Consider the following 17,712-nt stretch of genomic DNA (forward strand, 5'->3'; position numbering starts at 1 on the left):
GCCCCGGCCGCTCCTCCCGCTCGCTCAGCCGAACTCGTACGCGTCCACCTCGGCGAGATACCGGGCCCGCCGCTCCTCGTCGTGCTCCAGGAAGGACGCGGTGAAGGAGTTGCGGGCCAGCTCGCGCAGCCGCTCCTCGCCCAGACCGAGCGTCCGCCGTACGGCGTCGAAGTTGTCACCGGCGTAACCGCCGAAGTACGCCGGGTCGTCGGAGTTGACCGTGCAGAGCAGGCCCGCGTCGAGCATGGCGGGCAGGGGGTGGTCGGCGAGGGTGTCGACGGTCCGCAGCCGGACGTTCGACAACGGGCAGAGCGTCAGCGGGATCCGCTCCCGCACCAGCCGCTCGACGAGGGCCGGGTCCTCCATGCACCGCAGCCCGTGGTCGACGCGCTCGACACCGAGGATGTCGAGGGCTTCCGTGATGTACTCCGGGGGCCCCTCCTCCCCGGCGTGCGCGACCCGGCGCAGCCCGAGCGCGGCCGCCGCCTCGTACACCGCACGGAACTTGACCGGCGGATGCCCGACCTCGGCGGAGTCCAGCCCGATCCCGACGATCCGGTCGAGATACGGCTTCGCCGCCTCCAGGGTGTCGAGAGCCGACGCGGCGGACTCGTCCCGCAGAAAACACATGATCAGCTGAGTGGAGACCCCATGCGTGGCCTCGCTCCTCCCCAGCGCCCGCCACAGCCCCTCGACGACCGTCCCCATCCCGACGCCCCGCGCCATGTGGGCCTGCGGGTCGAAGAAGATCTCCGCGTGCCGGACGCCCTGGGCGGCGGCGCGGGCGAGATAGGCGTCGGCGAGGTCCGCGAAGTCCTGCTCGGTGCGCAGGACGGCCATCAGCTCGTAGTACAGGTTCAGAAACGACTGGAGGTCCTCGAACTCGTACGCCTTGCGGAGCGAGTCCGTGTCGGCGTACGGCAGCTCGACCCCGTTCCGGGCGGCCAGCGCGAACGCCAGCTCCGGCTCCAGGGTGCCTTCGATGTGCAGGTGCAGTTCAGCTTTGGGGAGGGACATCAAAGCATCGTAAGGCTGCCTTATCGGCGTTTCGGAAGTGCCACCCGCATCAGGTCGTGGGCCACGGTCAGCTCCCCCTCGAACCCGGCGGCCCGGGCCTGCCGTTCGAACTCCGCCGGCTCGGAGTACCGCTGACTGAAGTGGGTGAGGACGAGATGCCGTACGCCGCAGTCCCGGGCGACCGAGGCGGCCTGACCGGCCGTCAGATGTCCGTGGTCGACGGCGAGTTCGACGTCCTCGTCGAGAAACGTGGACTCGATGACGAGCATGTCGGCCGCGTCGGCGAGGGCGTAGACCCCGTCGCACAGCCGGGTGTCCATGACGAACGCGAACCGCTGTCCGCGCCGCAGCTCGCTCACCTCGTCGAGGGAGACGCCGCCGATCGCGCCCTCCCGCTGGATCCGCCCGATGTCCGGCCCCTTGATCCCGCGCTCGGCGAGCCGCTCCGGCAGCATCCGGCGCCCGTCGGGCTCGACGAGCCGATAGCCGTACGACTCGACGGGGTGGGACAGCTTCCGCGCGTCGAGCGTGTAGGAGGGGGTGACGGCCAGCGCCCCGCCGTCCCCGTCGACCGGCACCTCGGTCAACCGCACCGTCTCCCGGTACGCGGTGGCGTGCCGCAGCCGGTCGTAGAACCGCTGCCCGGAGCGCGGGTAGTGGGCGGTGACGTCGTGGGGCACCCGGTCGAGGTTGATCCGCTGGATGACACCGGCGAGTCCCAGCGAGTGGTCCCCGTGGAAATGGGTGACGCATATGCGGTTCAGGTCGTGCGCGGCGACCCCGGCGCGCAGCATCTGCCGCTGGGTGCCCTCACCGGGGTCGAAGAGCAGCCCCTCCGCGTCCCAGCGCAGCAGATAGCCGTTGTGGTTGCGGTGCCGGGTCGGGACCTGGCTGGCGGTGCCGAGGACCACCAATTCACGTACGGACACGGCCCGTCAGCCCGGAGGCCACTGCAGGCCGCGGCCGCCGACGACGTGGGCGTGCGCGTGGAACACGGTCTGGCCGGCGCCGGTGCCGGTGTTGAAGACGATCCGGTAGCTCTCCAGCTTGTCCTCGTCCGCGACGGCCTGTGTCTCGCGGAGGACGTCCGCGGCGAGTTCCGGGGCGGCGGTGGCGAGTGTCGAGGCGTCCGCGTAGTGCGCCTTCGGGATGACCAGGACGTGTGTCGGTGCCTGCGGGTTGATGTCCCTGAACGCGACCGTCGTCTCCGTCTCCCTCACGATCGTCGCCGGTACGTGTCCTGCCACGATCTTGCAGAACAGACAGTCGTCCTGCGGCTCCCCAGCCATGTGTCGCCTCCCAGCCACCGGTGATCCCGTACCCGGGCATCGTAGCGAGGCGTCTCCGCCCCCGCCGCCCTTACCCGTTCCCCTCCCCAGGGGCGGTGCCCCTTCGACCCCCGGCCGCGGGTCCGGTGGGGGCCGTTCGCGCAGTTCCCCGCGCCCCTGAAAAGGGGCGCGGGGAACTGCGCGAACGGGGTCCGGGGCGGAGCCCCGAGGGAGGGGACGGGTAGGGGCGGCGGGGGCGAGGAAGAAGGACTACGACTCGGGCAGCGACGGTGCCACCTTCGCCGGAGTCTCCTCAAGCCCGGCCAGCGCGATCCGGATCGCCTCGTCCAACTGCGGGTCACGGCCCGCCGCGTAGTCCTGCGGCGCCTGCACGACCTCCACATCGGGATCGACCCCGTGGTTCTCGACCCCCCACCCGTACCCCTCCAACCAGAAGGCGTACTTCGGCTGAGTCACGAGCGTCCCGTCGACCAGCCGATACCGGCTGTCGATGCCGACGACCCCGCCCCACGTCCGCGTCCCCACCACCGGCCCGATCCCGAGCGCCTTGATCGCCGCGTTGACGATGTCCCCGTCGGACCCGGAGAACTCGTTGGCGACGGCGACGACGGGCCCCCGGGGCGCGTCGTCGGGATAGCTGGACGGCCGCATCCCACGCGGCAGGTCCCACCCCACGATCCGCCGCGCCAGCTTCTCCACCACGAGCTGCGAGGTATGCCCGCCCCGGTTCTCCCGCACGTCCACGACGAGCCCCTCCCGGGCGACCTCGATCCGCAGATCGCGGTGGAGCTGGGCCCAGCCGGAGCCGACCATGTCGGGCACGTGGAGATATCCGAGCCGGCCGCCGGACTTCTCGTGGACGTAGGCCCGCCGGTCCGCGACCCACGCGTGGTACCGCAACGGCTCCTCGTCGGAGATGGGCACCACGACGGGATGCCGGAGATCCCCGCCGCCGGACGGCAGAACCGTCAGCTCGACCGCCTTGCCGGCCGTGCCGACGAGCAGCGGCCCGGGCCCGGCCAGCGGATCGACCGGCTGCCCGCCCACGGCGATGATCGCGTCCCCGGCCCGTACGGCCACACCCGGCGCGGCGAGCGGCGAGTGGGCGTCGGGGTCGGAGGTCTCCGACGGCAGCACCCGGTCGATGCGCCACAGCGCGGCCCCCTGCGGGCCGTCCTCGTGCCGGGAGATGTCCGCCCCGAGCAGCCCCTGCCGCCGGTCGCCGGAGCCGCCCCGGCCGCGCGGGGTGACGTACGCGTGGGACGTCCCCAACTCGCCCTGCACCTCCCACAGCAGGTCCACGAGGTCGTCGTGCGTGGCCACCCGCTCCAGGACCGGGCGGTACCGGTCCAGGACGCCGGACCAGTCCACCCCGCCCAGATCGGGGCGCCAGAAGTTGTCCCGCATGAGGCGGCCGGTCTCGTCGAACATCTGGCGCCACTCGGCGGCCGGGTCGACGGTCCGCCGTACACGCGAGAGGTCGACGGTGATGTTGGTGTCGCTCTCGTCGTCGTTCGAGGCGCGCCGGTCGCTGGGGACGACCTTGAGCTTGCCGTCGGTCCACAGCAGGACCCGCTTGCCGTCGCCGCTGACGGCGAAGTGGTCGGCGTCGGAGGCGAGGTATTCGAGGCGCCGCTGGGCGAGGTCGTACCGCTCCAGGGAGGTCTTCGGGTCGGGATCGTCGGGCGTGGCCCGCAGATGGCCGAGGACGCCGGTGACGGGGTGGCGCAGCCACAGCACGCCGTCCTTGGCGGCGCGGAGCGTGGAGTAGCGGGCGGCCTCGACCGGGAAGGGGACGATGCGGTCGGCGAGCCCTTCGAGGTCGATCCGGGTCGCGGGGGCGCCCTCGCTGTCCGGGGTCTCGTCCTTGTCGGGCGCCTCGAACGGCCGCCCGTGGCGCTGCGGCCCGAAGGGGGACGGGGTGGTCGCGGCGAGCGTGATGAGGTGCGGTCGGGCCCCGCTGACGAAGTGGAGGTCGAAGACGTGCTCGTCGTAGACCGGGTCGAAGGCGCGCGCGGAGAGGAAGGCGAGGTGCTTGCCGTCGAGGGTGAACGTCGGTGAGAAGTCCTGGAAGCGCAGCGGGGTCGCCTCGGTGACGGACAGGTCGGCCGTGTTGGCGAGCTTGAGCTGACGCAGCGGGCGCGGGCCCGGGTGCGACCAGGCGAGCCAGGCGGAGTCGGGCGAGAAGACGAGCCCTGTCACCTCGCCGTCCTCGCTGCGGTCCACCTCGCGGACCTCTCCGGTCTCCCGCTCGACGAGCAACACCCGGCCGTCGTCCGCGGCGACGGCGACCCGGTCGCCGTCGGGCGCCACGGCGAGCCCGAGGACGCGGCCCACCTGCCCGGCGGCGATCCGGCGCGGGGTGGCGCCCGGTCCGACGCCGGTGGCCGGGGCGAACTCCAGCGCGTCGTCGCCCTCCGCGTCCGTCACCCACACCACCCACTCCTCGCCCTCCACCCGGAAGGTGCGCGGCAGCCGGGCCCGTACGCCGTCCTCGGCGGCGAGCGCGCGGGCGGGGCCGGAGCGGTGGGTGATCCAGTGGACGGAGCCGCGCACGGAGACCGCGCTGCCCCGGGCCGTGTGGTCGGGCGAGGCGGAGCCGAACCAGCGGGAGGCGTTCACCGGGAACGGCTGGAGGTCGACGCGCTGTCCGCCCAGCCGGATGTCGAGCCTGCGCGGCTCGGCCCCGTCCAGGTCGTCCAGCAGCCACAGCTCACCGGCGGACGTGTACACGACCCGGGTGCCGTCGGTGGCCGCGTGCCGGGCGTAGAAGCCGTCGACCGGGGTGTGCCGCCGCAGGTCGGACCCGTCGGCGAGGGAGGAGTACAGAGCCCCGACGCCCTCGTGGTCCGACAGGAACGCGACCCGGTCGCCGACCCACAGCGGGTACTCGATGTTCCCGTCCAACTCGGCGTGCAGCCGCACGAATTCACCGGCCGGCCCGGAGCCCTCGCCGCCCTCGCCCGCGCGGTCGATCCACAGCTTGCCCGCCGTGCCGCCCCGGTACCGCTTCCACCAGGCGGCCTCGCGGCCCATCGGCGCGGACAGCAGCACGGTGGCGGGGCCGTGGGCGACGTCGCCGACCGGCCCGTACGGCAGGGTGGTGGCCGGGCCGCCGTCGAGCGGGACGGCGCGCGCCCAGCTCCGCCGGAGGCTGGCCTGGCCCTGGGTGCTGAGCGCGAGGACCTGGCCGTCGGGAGTCCAGCCGCGCACCTGGGTGCGCCAACTCCCCCAGTACGTCAGGCGCCTGGCCGATCCGCCGTCGACGGGCGCGACATGTACCTCGGGCGCGCCGTCCCGCGTGGAGGTCCACGCGACGGTGGTGCCGTCCGGGGAGATCCGCGGATGGTTCACGGGCACGTTGTCCGCACTGACCCGCCAGGCACGGCCGCCGTCCAGAGGCGCGATCCACACGTCGTCCTCGGCGGTGAAGGCGACCAGGTCGCCGTGCAGATGCGGATACCGGAAATACGCGAGCTGAGTCACCCGGTCACTGTAAGCAGCGTTCGGACGGATTGGGAGGGGTTTGGATCATGTGCCTCGCGCCGGGCGTCACTTGCCCGGGCCGGGCCTCACTTGCCCTCGGGCACGCACGCCGGGTCCTTCTGGCACCAGATGGTCTGGGTGACGGTGACCGTCACGGTCGGTCCCGGCTCGTCGGGGTCGGGCTGTCCCGCGCTCGGCGTCGGGTCGGGGGCGTCGCAGTTGCCCAGCCCTTCGACGTGGAACCACTCCTTGCCGTCGACCTTGCCTGTCAGATCGCCGCGTACGCACCTGCCGTTGACCTCCTTGGTCACCTTCCCGGTGACGCTGATGTCCCGGCCTTCCTTGTCCTCGCCGGTGCAGTCGACGTTCGCGACGGTGTTGACGGACGCGGACGGCGACCCGGACTTCTCGCCGTCACCCTGCTGGTCACCGTCACCGTCACCGCCACCGTCGCTGTCGTACGACGCCGTGCAGGTGAGCCACCGGACGTCCAGGCCCTCCCGCTCCAGCTCCTTGGTGGCCAGCTGGTCCGTCGTGAACGCGACCGCGCCGGTGTTGAGCCCGCCGCCCTCGCAGGCCACCAGGCCCGCGACCGCGCCGACTCCGAGCCCGACTCCCAGCAGGAGCCGGCGCCCGCGAGTCCGGTACGCCCTGATACGCCGCCATGCCGCCATGCACGGCAGCCTGCCACCGCCCGCCGCGCCACGGAAGACCGCGTGCGGCCATGCCGCCGGGACGGCCGGTGGAGGGCGGCCGGTGTCAGCCGCTCATCAGCAGCCATTCCTGCAGCTCCACCAAGTTCCCCTCGGGATCCTTGAGATGGGCCACGCGCATCCGGTCGGTCATCCGTGCGGGCCCGTGGAGGAGCCGCGCCCCGCGCGCCGTGATCTGCTCGCAGTACGTGTCGAGGTCGTCGACCCGCAGGACGACCAGCGACCGGTGCCCGTTCGCCGCGTCGGCCAGCTCCCCGAGCACCTCGGCCATCATCGCCCGGTCCTGCAGGGCGATGCCCGCGGACCCGACCGCCGGACTGAACTTCTCGTACGGCCCCTCGACCGCCCCGGACTGCGGCTTCAGCCCGAGCACCTCGGCATAGAAGGGGTAACAGGCGGCGAAGTCGGAGACGAGCAGTCTTACTTGGGCGAGTTCCACGATGCTCCCAGGGGGTTCGGGGACGCGGGTCGGGACCGGGCGGTCAGGACCAGCGTCCGGTTCGGCCCAGCAGCAGCGCCCCGGCCGCCGTCCCGGCGGTCGATGTACGCAGCACACTGGGCCCGAGTCGATACGCCCCCGCGCCCGACTCGCCGAAGAGCGCCAGCTCCTCCGGCGACACGCCCCCTTCGGGCCCCACGACGAGCACGATCTCCCCGGCCGCCGGCAGCTCGGCCGTGGCCAGCGTGTCGTCGCCGCTCTCGTGCAGTACGGCGGCGAAGTCGGCCTTCGCGAGCAGCGCCGCGACCTGCTTGCCGGTGGCCGCCTCGGCGACCTCGGGAAACCGCACCCGGCGGGACTGCTTGCCCGCCTCCCGCGCGGTGGACCGCCATTTGGCGAGGGCCTTCAGCCCCCGGTCGCCCTTCCACTGGGTGATGCAGCGGGAGGCGGCCCAGGGCACGATCGCGTCCACCCCGACCTCGGTCATGGTCTCGACGGCCAGTTCGCCCCGGTCGCCCTTGGGCAGCGCCTGGACGACGGTGATACGGGGCTGTGGCGGGGCCTCCTCGTGCACGGTCTCCAGGTCCATGACCACGAGCCGGTCCTTGCCCTCGGCGGCCTTGACGATGCCCTCCGCCCAGCGTCCGCGCCCGTCCGTGAGGACGACGTCCTCACCGGCCCGCAGCCGCTTCACGGAGACGGCGTGCCGCCCCTCGGGTCCGTCGAGGACGAGCTCGCCGCCGCAGCCGTCCGGCAGGTCCAGCGAGTCGACCACGAACACGGGTGCGGTCATCGCCCCTCGCCCCCGGCCGGTCCGCCGCCCTGGCTGCCGACCCGTGAGGAGGCGTGCGCGGCCTGCGCGGCGGCGATCTCGGCGGCCAGCACCTCGACCAGTTCCCCGGCCGGCAGCTCCCGCGCCATCCGGTGCCCCTGCCCGGCCCACAGGGCCATGCCCTGCGCGTCCCCGGCCTTGGCGGCGGCCTTGCGCAGCGGCGAGGTGAGGTGGTGGACCTCCGGGTAGGCGACGGGCGCGTACGGGCCGTGCTCGCGCAGGAACCGGTTGACCAGGCCGCGGGCCGGGCGTCCGGAGAAGGCGCGGGTCAGCTCCGTACGGACGAAGAGGGGGTTGGTCAGCGCCTGCTTGTGCACGGCGTGCGCGCCGGACTCGGCGGTGGCGAGGAACGCGGTGCCCAGCTGGGCCGCGCTCACGCCCGCCGTGAGGAGGGCGGCGATCTGGCTGCCGCGCATGATGCCGCCGGCCGCGACCATCGGCAGCGCCACGGCCTCGCGGACCTGTGCGACGAGCGACAGCAGACCGATGCCGGCGCAGTCCCGCTCGGGGTCGTCCCGGTGGGTGCCCTGGTGGCCGCCCGCCTCGACGCCCTGCACGATGACGGCGTGGGCCCCGGACCGCTCCACGGCCTGTGCCTCCTCCGCCGAGGTCGCGGTGACCAGGGTGAGCGTGCCCTTGCGGGCGAGGGACTCGATGACCTCGGGGGTCGGGCAGCCGAAGTGGAACGACACCACGGGCACCGGGTTGTCGAGCAGTACGGCGAGCTTGGCCTCGTAGCCGTCGTCCCGCCCGCTGTCGGGGTCGCCCAGTTCGGCGTCGTACCAGGTGGCCTCACCGGCCAGCTGCTCCGCGTACACCTCGACGGCGGCCGGCTCGGAGTACTCCGGCTGCGGCATGAAGAGGTTCACGCCGAAGGGGCGCGACGTCAGCGCGCGCAGCGCCTTGATCTCCTGATACATCCCGTCGGCCGTCTTGTACCCGGCGGCCAGAAAACCCAGCCCGCCCGCCTCGGACACGGCGGCGGCCAACCGCGGCACGGACACACCGCCCGCCATCGGGGCCTGCACGATCGGAAGCGGGACGAGATCGGTCAGCGCGGAGGACATGACGGCATGTTGCCATGTCCACGGGCCTTCGCCGAATCGAGGACGGCCACGTGTTCGACCGCGGGGCCGGTGGGGGCTGGTCGCGCAGTTCCCCGCGCCCCCGAAAAGCCGGGGCTGCGCCCCGCGCGCTTCAGGCCCGCGGGGCCTGGGCTTTCAGGGGCGCGGGGAACGGCGCGAGAAGCCCCACCCCGCACCCGACGAACAACCCCTCAGCCAACCTCTCAGCGCCCGTTGAACGCGTCCTTCAACCGCGAGAACAGCCCCTGCTGCCCGGGCTGGAACTGCCCGGTGGGCCGCTCCTCCCCGCGCAGCGCGGCGAGCTGCCGCAGCAGCCCCTCCTGCTCGGGGTCGAGCTTCGTCGGCGTCTGGACCTCGACGTGGACGATCAGATCGCCACGGCCGCCGCCCCGCAGATGGGTGACACCCCGCCCGTGCAGCGGGATCGACTGCCCGGACTGGGTCCCGGGCCGGATGTCGACCTCCTCCAGACCGTCCAGCGTCTCCAGCGGCACCTTCGTGCCGAGAGACGCCGCCGTCATCGGGAGCGTCACCGTGCAGTGCAGATCGTCGCCTCGCCGCTGGAACATCGCGTGCGGCAGCTCGTGGATCTCGACGTAGAGGTCACCGGCGGGACCGCCACCGGGACCGACCTCGCCCTCACCGGCCAGCTGGATCCGTGTGCCGTTGTCGACACCGGCCGGAATCTTGACCGTGAGGGTCCGCCGCGACCGCACCCGCCCGTCGCCCGCGCACTCGGGGCACGGGTTGGGGACGATCGTGCCGAACCCCTGGCACTGCGGGCAGGGCCGGGAGGTCATGACCTGACCGAGGAAGGACCGCGTGACCTGTGAGACCTCACCACGACCGCGACACATGTCACAGGTCTGGGCGGTCGTCCCCGGGGCCGCGCCCTCGCCGCTGCACGTCGCGCAGACGATGGCGGTGTCGACCTGGATGTCCTTCGTCGTGCCGAAGGCCGCCTCGTCGAGGTCGATCTCCAGCCGGATCATCGCGTCCTGCCCCCGGCGCGTACGCGACCGCGGGCCCCGCTGGGACGCCGTACCGAAGAAGGCGTCCATGATGTCCGAGAAGTTCCCGAAGCCACCGGCTCCGAAGCCGCCCGCGCCTGAACCGCCCGCCTGGGACAGCGGGTCGCCGCCGAGGTCGTAGACCTGCTTCTTCTGCGGGTCCGAGAGCACCTCGTAGGCGGCGTTGATCTCCTTGAACCGCTCCTGGGTCTTCGGATCGGGATTGACGTCCGGATGCAGCTCGCGCGCGAGCCTCCGGAACGCCTTCTTGATCTCGTCCTGAGACGCGTCGCGGCGCACGCCGAGCACGGCGTAGTAGTCCGTGGCCACTTAAGACTCCGCCAGGATCTGTCCGACGTACCGTGCCACCGCTCGTACCGCTCCCATCGTTCCCGGATAATCCATGCGCGTAGGTCCGACCACGCCCAGTTTCGCTACTGCCTCGCCGCCCGAACCGTAACCGACGGAGACGACGGACGTGGAGTTGAGTCCCTCATAGGCGTTTTCATGACCGATGCGTACGGTCATGCCCGAATCCCCGGCCTCGCCAAGCAACTTGAGGAGGACGACCTGCTCCTCCAAGGCTTCCAGAACGGGCCGGATGGTGAGGGGGAAGTCATGTCCGAAGCGGGTGAGATTGGCGGTGCCGCCGATCATCAGCCGCTCCTCGCTCTCCTCGACGAGTGCCTCCAGCAGGGTGGAGAGCACCGTCGTGACCGTGCCCCGGTCCTCGACGTCGAACGCCTCGGGCAGGTCCTCGACCAGCCTCGGCACGTCGGTGAACCGGCGGCCCGCGACCTTGCTGTTGAGCCGGGCGCGCAGATCCGCGAGTGACGTTTCTCCGAACGGCGCCGGGCAGTCGACCAGCCGCTGTTCCACCCGTCCCGTGTCCGTGATCAGCACGAGCATCAGCCGGGCGGGGGCCAGCGACAGCAGCTCCACATGCCGCACCGTCGACCGCGTGAGCGACGGATACTGCACGACGGCGACCTGCCGGGTGAGCTGCGCGAGCAGCCGCACGGTCCGGGCCACCACGTCGTCGAGATCGACGGCGCCGTCCAGGAAGTTCTGGATGGCGCGCCGCTCGGGCGGGGTCATGGGCTTGACGCCGGCCAGCTTGTCGACGAAGAGCCGGTACCCCTTGTCGGTGGGGATGCGGCCCGCGCTGGTGTGGGGCTGGGCGATGAAGCCCTCGTCCTCCAGCGCCGCCATGTCGTTGCGGACGGTCGCCGGGGAGACACCGAGGTTGTGCCGCTCCGTGAGCGCCTTGGAGCCGACCGGCTCCTCGGTGCCCACGTAGTCCTGGACGATGGCGCGCAGCACCTGAAGCCTGCGTTCACTGAGCATCGCGCACACCTCCAGCTCGCTCTCCTGTGACTCCCCCTTGGCACTCACCCCGGGCGAGTGCCAACACTCCCCGCCCAGTGTACGGCGGTGGGGTACGCCCCCGGCAAGGCCGGTCCAGCCATGGAGTGCCGACGTGTACCGACCTGTCCGGCGATGTCGGGCCACTTCCTACTGGCGGGTACGCGACGACCGCGACGCCGACGGCGCCGTCGACCGACGGCACGTCGGGGCCACGGCACCCCTCGGCCGCCCCGCGTCCTTCCCGCCGGCCGCTACGACGCCCTCCCTCACCCGGCCGCGGGGAGCTACAGCTAGCGTCGGCGCATGACGGTGACTTGGGAAGAGTGCGGATGGCAGGGATTGACGCCCCGGGTCGGCCGGTGCCGCCTTCCCGGCTGGGACTGCACGGTCGGACTGGTGGCCGGGGACGGGGCGGCCCTCATGGTCGACGCGGGTTCGAGCCTCAGGGAGGGCGCGCGGTTGCGCACCGAGGCGTGCCGGCTGCTCGGCGGTGCCCGTGTGACACATCTCGCGCTCACCCACCCGCACTTCGACCATGTCTTCGGGGCCGCCGCGTTCGCCGGGGTGGAGGTCTTCGGCGCGGTGGGCGTCGACGGTGTCCTGTCCCGTGACGGCGAGGCCCTCCGCGCGGACGCCGTGCACCACGGTCTCCCCCCGGCGGACGCCACCGAGGCCGCCGACCTCCTCGTACGCCCCCGCCATCACGTCTCCGGCGAGTGGACGCTCGACCTGGGCGGCGACGTCCAGGTGCTCCTGGCGAACGTGGGCCCGGGCCACACGGGCCACGACCTGGCGGTCCTGGTCCGGGGCACGCCGGGTTCCGCGGCCTCGCCCGCCTCGCCTGAGGTCGTGTTCTGCGGTGACCTGGTCGAGGAGTCCGGCGAGCCCCAGGCGGGCCCCGACGCGATCCCCTCCCACTGGCCTGCCGCTCTCGACCGACTGCTGGACCTGGGCGGCGAGGACGCGCTCTACGTCCCCGGCCACGGGGCGGTGGTGGACGCGGCGTTCGTCCGGGCCCAACGCGACGCGCTGGCACGGCGCTTCGGCGTGTCGGGCTGAGCACCGGGACATCCGGGCGCGGCTTCTCCTATCGTCATCCGAATGCGCCAGTACTCACCCGACCTGACCCCTCCCTGGAAGAAGCCCAAGCCGGCCCCCGAGGTCCCGGCCGACCCCGGCCTGGTCGTCGAGGAGCCCACCACCGGCTTCTGCGGCGCGGTCGTCCGCTGCGAGGCGGGCACGGTGACGCTGGAGGACCGCTTCGGCAAACACCGCGTGTTCCCGCTGGAGCCCCGGGGCTTCCTGCTGGAGGGCCGGGTGGTGACCCTGGTACGCCCCTCGTCGGCGCCCGCACGGCCGAGTCGTACGGCATCCGGCTCGGTCGCCGTCCCCGGCGCCCGAGCCCGCGTGGCCCGCGCCGGCCGCATCTACGTCGAGGGCCGCCACGACGCCGAACTCGTCGAGCGGGTCTGGGGCGACGACCTGCGTATCGAGGGGGTGGTGGTGGAGTACCTGGAGGGCGTGGACGACCTTCCCGCGATCGTCGCGGACTTCGCCCCGGGACCTGATGCGAGGTTGGGTGTCCTGGTCGACCACCTGGTCCCCGGCAGCAAGGAGTCCCGTATCGCCGAGGCGGTGACCAGCGAGCACGCGCTGGTCGTGGGCCACCCGTACATCGACATCTGGGAGGCCGTGAAGCCGTCGTCGGTGGGCATCGAGGCGTGGCCGCGCGTGCCGCGCGGGCAGGACTGGAAGGCGGGGGTGTGCCGGGCGCTGGGGTGGCCGGAGAACACGGGTGCGGTGTGGCAGGCGATTCTGGCGCGGGTGGGTTCCTACAGGGACTTGGAGCCGGCGCTGCTGGGGCGGGTGGAGGAGCTGATCGACTTCGTCACGGATAGCGGTGGGACCTGACCTTCTCGTAGGCGGCAAACTCGCTGGTGTCCAGTTCGATGCCGATGGGCTCCAACGGTGTGAGGTCGCCGAACTTGGTGATCCGCTGGCACCGGTAGTCCGCAGCCTCTCCATGGCCCGTCGGTTCAGTAAGCAGTACACACTGGGCCATGACGGGGTCGATGATGAAGTAGGCGGGTACCTTCGCCGCCGCGTAGATCGATCGCTTGACTCCGTAGTCGCGGTCCACACTCGTCTTGGAGACGACTTCCAGGAGCATGGTGATGACCTCGGACGGCATCAGCCTTCCTTGGCCAGGTCCAGCGCCACGCTCAATCACGACAAGATCCGGCTGCGGCTCGCTGGTCTCTTCGAGGATGGCGATGTCCTGGGTCTGGAGCCGCCGCCAGCGCTGACGGGGGATCTGGTCCACAACCGCTTCCAGGATGTCGTTGTGGGCCACGTCCGGCCCCGCCATCATCACAATTTCCCCCCGGAGGAGCTCGACCTTGAATCCTTCGGGAAACTCAAAGTTCTCGAAGAACTTCACGATGTCGGTGGTCATCGGTCGGTCGTCCACAGCGGTCATCTCCGCAGCCCTCCGGTTTCCGCCACCGTGCAATTACGGCGGCAGCCTACGAACCAGGTTAGGTACCGAACCGCCGTTCCGCACCGATTCACCCGCCGGAGTGATCAGTCCACCAGGTCCCGCACCACCGCGTCCGCCAGCAACCGCCCCCGCAGCGTGAGCACCGCGCGCCCCTCCTCGTACGGGCCCGCCTCCAGCAGCCCGTCGGACAGAGCGCGCCCGGCCGCCGCCAGGCCTTCCTCCCGCAGCAAGGACAACGGGCAGCCCTCCCGGAGCCTCAGCTCCAGCAGGATCCGTTCGACCCGACGGTCCTCGTCCGCCAGCAGCTCACGCCCCGCCCCCGGTGACCGCCCCGCCGCCAGCGCGCCCGCGTACGCGCCCGGGTGCTTGACGTTCCACCAGCGCACGCCGCCGACGTGGCTGTGGGCGCCCGGCCCCGCGCCCCACCAGTCGGCGCCGCGCCAGTACAGCTCGTTGTGGAGGCAGCGGCCCGCGTCGGACGTGGCCCAGTTGGAGACCTCGTACCAGTCGAAGCCGGCGGCCGAGAGCGTCTCGTCGGCGATGAGGTAGCGGTCGGCGTGGACGTCGTCGTCGGTCATCGGGACCTCGCCCCGGCGGATGCGCCGGGCGAGCTGCGTCCCCTCCTCGACGATCAGCGCGTACGCCGAGACGTGGTCCGGTCCGGCGCCGAGCGCGGCGTCCAGCGAGGCCCGCCAGTCGTCGTCGGACTCGCCGGGCGTGCCGTAGATCAGGTCGAGGTTGACGTGGTCGAAGCCCGCCGCGCGGGCCTCCGCGACGCAGGCCTCCGGCCGCCCCGGCGTGTGCGTGCGGTCGAGGATCTTCAGGACGTGCTGCCGGGCGCTCTGCATGCCGAAGGAGAGGCGGTTGAAGCCGCCCGCGCGGAGGGTCTCCAGGTAGGCGGGGTCGACCGACTCCGGGTTCGCCTCGGTCGTCACCTCCGCGTCGTCCGCGAGACCGAACTCGTCCCGGATCGCCCCCAGCATCCGGACGAGGTCGTCGGCGGCCAGCAGCGTGGGCGTGCCGCCGCCGACGAAGACCGTACGGACGGGGCGCGGGTCGTCGCCGAGGACCTTGCGGGCGAGGCGGATCTCGTCGACGACCGTGTCCGCGTAGTTGTCGCGGGAGGCGAGGACGCCGCCGGTGCCGCGCAGCTCGGTGGCGGTGTAGGTGTTGAAGTCGCAGTAGCCGCAGCGGGTCGCGCAGTACGGGACGTGCAGGTAGAACCCGAGGGGTCGTGCGGCCGCGTCGGCCAGGGCGTGCGCGGGCAGCGCCCCGTCGTCGGGGACGGGCTCACCGTCGGGGAGTGCGGAAGGCATGCCTTCCATTGTCCAGCACCGGTCGGCGGACGGTTTCCGCCCCATCCGTACCTTCCGTCACTCCGTTACTCCGTCACTCCGTCACTCCGCCTGCAACACCAGCAGCGCCAGATCGTCGTCCGGCGGCCCTTCCCCGAACTCGTGCACGAGGCGTCGGATGCGTTCGGCGAGCAGCTGGGCGTCGAGCCCGGCGCAGCCGGCGAGCGCGGTGGCGAGGCCGTCCCCGTCGTCGAACATGTGCGGGCCGCTGCGCCGCTCGGTGACCCCGTCGGTCACGCACAGCAGCGTGTCGCCGCGGCGCAGCTCGAACGTCTCGGAGACGTACTCGGTGTCCTCGATCACCCCGAGCAGCGTCTGCGGCTCGGCCACGGCCCGTACGTCGCCGTCGGGGCCCAGGAGCAGCGGAAGCGGGTGCCCGGCGGAGGCGAGGGTGCAGCGGACGCCGCCGGAGACGGGGACGAGTTCGCCGTAGAGGAGGGAGAGGAAACGGGTCTGCGGGCCGTCGGGGTCGACGAGGCCGGGGTCGCCCGCCGTGACCAGGGCGCGGGCGGCCGCGTCCGCCGCCTCGGTCGCGTCGTCGAGGAGGAGTTGGTTGAGGCGGTCGAGCACGTCGGCGACGCCGTACCCCTCGCGGGCGAGCAGCCGCAGCCAGGGCCGGGCGAGACCGATGACCACCGCCGCCTCGGGGCCCTTGCCCTGGACGTCGCCGATCGCGAAGCACCAGCGGCCTCGGCCCGCCGGGAAGAGGTCGTAGAAGTCACCGCTGGGTCCGCCCTTGTCGCACGGCTCGTAGACGAGCGCGCTCGACACCCCGGGGATCTCGGCGACCGCGCCCGGCAGCAGTCCACGCTGCAGGACCCGGCTGATGGTGGCCTGGCGGGCGTACTGGCGGGCCGCCCCGATGGACAGCGCGATCCGTCGGCTCAGGTCCTCCACCAGCCCGGTCACCTCGTCCGGGAAGCGGAGCAGTCCGGCCCGGCCGATGACGAGCGTGCCGAGCGGGCGCCCACCGGCGATCAGCCGATAGGCGAGCGCGGCCCCGCCCTCGCCATGCGCCACGGGCGCGCCTTCGCCATGCATCACGGGCGCGCCTTCGCCATGCACCACCGGCGCGCCCTCGCCATGCACCACCGGCGCGCCCTCGCTCGTCTCGGCCGGCCGGCTGTCGCGTTTCTCCGCCGGCCCGGGTTCGCGTTTCTCCGCCGACGCGTCGCCACTCGTCTCCCCCGGCGAGCCGTCACCCGGCAGGGCGGCGGTGGTCGGCGGGGCGGCGGTGCCGGAGGAGCCGACGACCGCCGTCTCCCTCGGCAGGCCTTCGCTGCCGCTTCGCACCGCCGCGCCGTCGCCCTTTCCTCCGGGCCGCCCCTCGCCGCCCGGGTCCACCGGCCCTTGCGCACCCTCGTCCCCGGGCGCTCCGCTTTCCGCCCCGGCCCCTGCCGCGGTTCCGGTCCCCGCACCGGATCCCACCGTCGGCCCCGACCCCGATCCCGCTGTCGGCCCCGCCCCCGGCACCGGCCGCGGCCACGGCACAGGCACCGCCCGCGATCGCACCGACTCGGGCAGCCTCGGCGGGTCCTTCTCCAGGGCTCGGCGGAGTTCCTCGATGCGGTTCTCGCTGCCGTGCCAGACGCGGGCGAGCCGTGGCGCGGGGCCGAGCGAACCGTCGCCGCCGCGCCAGCCCAGCCCCTCGTCCTCCAACCACACCGCGCACCAGTCGGCCAGCCTCGGCACCAGCAGCTGCCCGGCGAGCGCGGCGACCAGATCCTCGTCCAGCTGCCCGGCGAGCAGATCGGACGCCTCGGCGAGGAAGGAGAGCGCACCCCGGTTCAGCCACTCGCGGTCGTGCTCCACGCCGCGCCGGGGCACGGGGGCGACCAGATCGACCGGGCCCGCACCGGGTCCGAGGACGATCTCACCGCCGTAGTCCGCGTAACCGGCGTACGCCCGCGCGCCGTCCTGTCCCGGTGCATGCCCGGCACCGGCGTACGCCCGCGCATCCCAGTCCTCGGGCCCCTCGACCCCCTCGGCCTCCGCACCGTGCTCGCCGCCCGCCTCACCGCGGTACCCCTCGAACGCGTCCTCCACCGCCATCGCCCCGTCGATCGACAGGCGGGCCCAGACGGTCTTCGTCCCGGTCCGGTAGGTGATCCCCCAGGCTTCGGAGAGCGCGGCGACGAGGCGCAGGCCGCGTCCGTACTCGGCGGCCCCGTAAGGCCGTTCGACGAGGTAGGGACGTTCGGCTCCCTCGTCCCGTACCGCCCGGGAGGGATGGTGGTCCGAGACCTCGACGAGCAGCCATCCGGCGGAGGCCGGGTCGTCGCGGCCGAGACGGCACAGCAGTTCGACGTCCGTGCCCGCGTGGACGACCGCGTTGGTCACCAGCTCGCTGACCACGACGATCGCGTCCTCGACGAGGCGGGCGGAGAGGGCGGCGGCGCCCGGCAGATCGAGTTCGGCCCACTCGGCGAGCGCGGTGCCGACGAAGCGCCGGGCGGCTCCGGGCGCGAGTGGACCCCCGGGAAGCGACACATGCACCACCGCGCGCCGGTCTGCGCCCGCGTACGCGGATCCGGCGTACAGGGATGCGGACCCGACGTGCGCCGGCGCATCAGAAGCGCAGGACACGGTCTCCCGTTGCGTCGGTATGGCCCCCACTG

Annotated in this window: 15 protein-coding genes; 2 read left to right on the forward strand and 13 right to left on the reverse strand. The window is 72.7% G+C overall.

Annotated features, from left to right (window positions below; translation table 11 throughout):
- Nucleotides 1–24: 24 nt before the first annotated feature.
- The 10 genes from OG272_RS16745 to hrcA all read right to left on the reverse strand — a co-directional run bounded on the left by OG272_RS16745 (nucleotide 25) and on the right by hrcA (nucleotide 11,218).
- The gene (locus tag OG272_RS16745; RefSeq protein ID WP_327729748.1) at nucleotides 25–1,017 is read right to left on the reverse strand and encodes an adenosine deaminase; all 993 of its coding nucleotides are present in this window, start codon (nucleotides 1,015–1,017) and stop codon (nucleotides 25–27) included.
- A gap of 20 nt (nucleotides 1,018–1,037) precedes the next feature.
- Complete coding sequence (locus OG272_RS16750) at nucleotides 1,038–1,946, reverse strand: ribonuclease Z (protein WP_327729747.1); 909 nt, start codon at nucleotides 1,944–1,946, stop codon at nucleotides 1,038–1,040.
- 6 nt (nucleotides 1,947–1,952) lie between these two features.
- The gene (locus OG272_RS16755) at nucleotides 1,953–2,306 is read right to left on the reverse strand and encodes a histidine triad nucleotide-binding protein (protein WP_326582861.1); all 354 of its coding nucleotides are present in this window, start codon (nucleotides 2,304–2,306) and stop codon (nucleotides 1,953–1,955) included.
- 249 nt (nucleotides 2,307–2,555) lie between these two features.
- Nucleotides 2,556–5,792: a S41 family peptidase gene (locus OG272_RS16760; protein WP_328223044.1), complete on the reverse strand. Its 3,237-nt coding sequence runs from the start codon at nucleotides 5,790–5,792 to the stop codon at nucleotides 2,556–2,558.
- An 86-nt stretch (nucleotides 5,793–5,878) separates the two neighbouring features.
- Entirely contained in the window at nucleotides 5,879–6,466 is a 588-nt protein-coding gene (locus OG272_RS16765; RefSeq protein WP_405893906.1) for a hypothetical protein, read from the reverse strand.
- A gap of 85 nt (nucleotides 6,467–6,551) precedes the next feature.
- Nucleotides 6,552–6,944, reverse strand: a complete 393-nt coding sequence (locus tag OG272_RS16770) for a VOC family protein (RefSeq protein WP_326582858.1) — start codon at nucleotides 6,942–6,944, stop codon at nucleotides 6,552–6,554.
- A gap of 43 nt (nucleotides 6,945–6,987) precedes the next feature.
- Nucleotides 6,988–7,737, reverse strand: a complete 750-nt coding sequence (locus OG272_RS16775; protein ID WP_326582857.1) for a 16S rRNA (uracil(1498)-N(3))-methyltransferase — start codon at nucleotides 7,735–7,737, stop codon at nucleotides 6,988–6,990.
- Nucleotides 7,734–8,843, reverse strand: a complete 1,110-nt coding sequence (locus tag OG272_RS16780; RefSeq protein WP_405893908.1) for a nitronate monooxygenase — start codon at nucleotides 8,841–8,843, stop codon at nucleotides 7,734–7,736. The genes OG272_RS16775 and OG272_RS16780 overlap by 4 nt, the downstream gene beginning before the upstream one ends.
- 221 nt (nucleotides 8,844–9,064) lie before the next feature.
- The gene (gene dnaJ, locus OG272_RS16785) at nucleotides 9,065–10,201 is read right to left on the reverse strand and encodes a molecular chaperone DnaJ (RefSeq protein ID WP_326582854.1); all 1,137 of its coding nucleotides are present in this window, start codon (nucleotides 10,199–10,201) and stop codon (nucleotides 9,065–9,067) included.
- The gene (gene hrcA / locus OG272_RS16790) at nucleotides 10,202–11,218 is read right to left on the reverse strand and encodes a heat-inducible transcriptional repressor HrcA (RefSeq protein ID WP_028796968.1); all 1,017 of its coding nucleotides are present in this window, start codon (nucleotides 11,216–11,218) and stop codon (nucleotides 10,202–10,204) included.
- A gap of 324 nt (nucleotides 11,219–11,542) precedes the next feature.
- Here hrcA and OG272_RS16795 point away from each other — a divergent pair, with 324 nt between their 5' ends.
- Both OG272_RS16795 and OG272_RS16800 read left to right on the forward strand, forming a co-directional pair.
- Nucleotides 11,543–12,298: an MBL fold metallo-hydrolase gene (locus tag OG272_RS16795; RefSeq protein WP_328223045.1), complete on the forward strand. Its 756-nt coding sequence runs from the start codon at nucleotides 11,543–11,545 to the stop codon at nucleotides 12,296–12,298.
- 42 nt (nucleotides 12,299–12,340) lie between these two features.
- On the forward strand, nucleotides 12,341–13,150 hold the full coding sequence (locus OG272_RS16800) for a DUF3097 domain-containing protein (RefSeq protein WP_326582852.1): 810 nt from the start codon (nucleotides 12,341–12,343) through the stop codon (nucleotides 13,148–13,150).
- On the opposite strand, the gene OG272_RS16805 is transcribed toward OG272_RS16800, so the two are convergent.
- From OG272_RS16805 to OG272_RS16815, 3 genes are all read right to left on the reverse strand, one after another.
- Nucleotides 13,128–13,718: a Uma2 family endonuclease gene (locus OG272_RS16805; protein ID WP_326582851.1), complete on the reverse strand. Its 591-nt coding sequence runs from the start codon at nucleotides 13,716–13,718 to the stop codon at nucleotides 13,128–13,130. The genes OG272_RS16800 and OG272_RS16805 overlap by 23 nt on opposite strands.
- Before the next feature lie 104 nt (nucleotides 13,719–13,822).
- Entirely contained in the window at nucleotides 13,823–15,055 is a 1,233-nt protein-coding gene (hemW, locus tag OG272_RS16810; protein ID WP_327729741.1) for a radical SAM family heme chaperone HemW, read from the reverse strand.
- Between the two features lie 81 nt (nucleotides 15,056–15,136).
- On the reverse strand, nucleotides 15,137–17,584 hold the full coding sequence (locus OG272_RS16815; protein WP_405893912.1) for a SpoIIE family protein phosphatase: 2,448 nt from the start codon (nucleotides 17,582–17,584) through the stop codon (nucleotides 15,137–15,139).
- Between the last annotated feature and the right edge of the window lie 128 nt (nucleotides 17,585–17,712).

It is taken from the genome of Streptomyces sp. NBC_00104 (genome assembly GCF_045160825.1).
Taxonomy (GTDB): Bacteria; Actinomycetota; Actinomycetes; order Streptomycetales; family Streptomycetaceae; genus Streptomyces.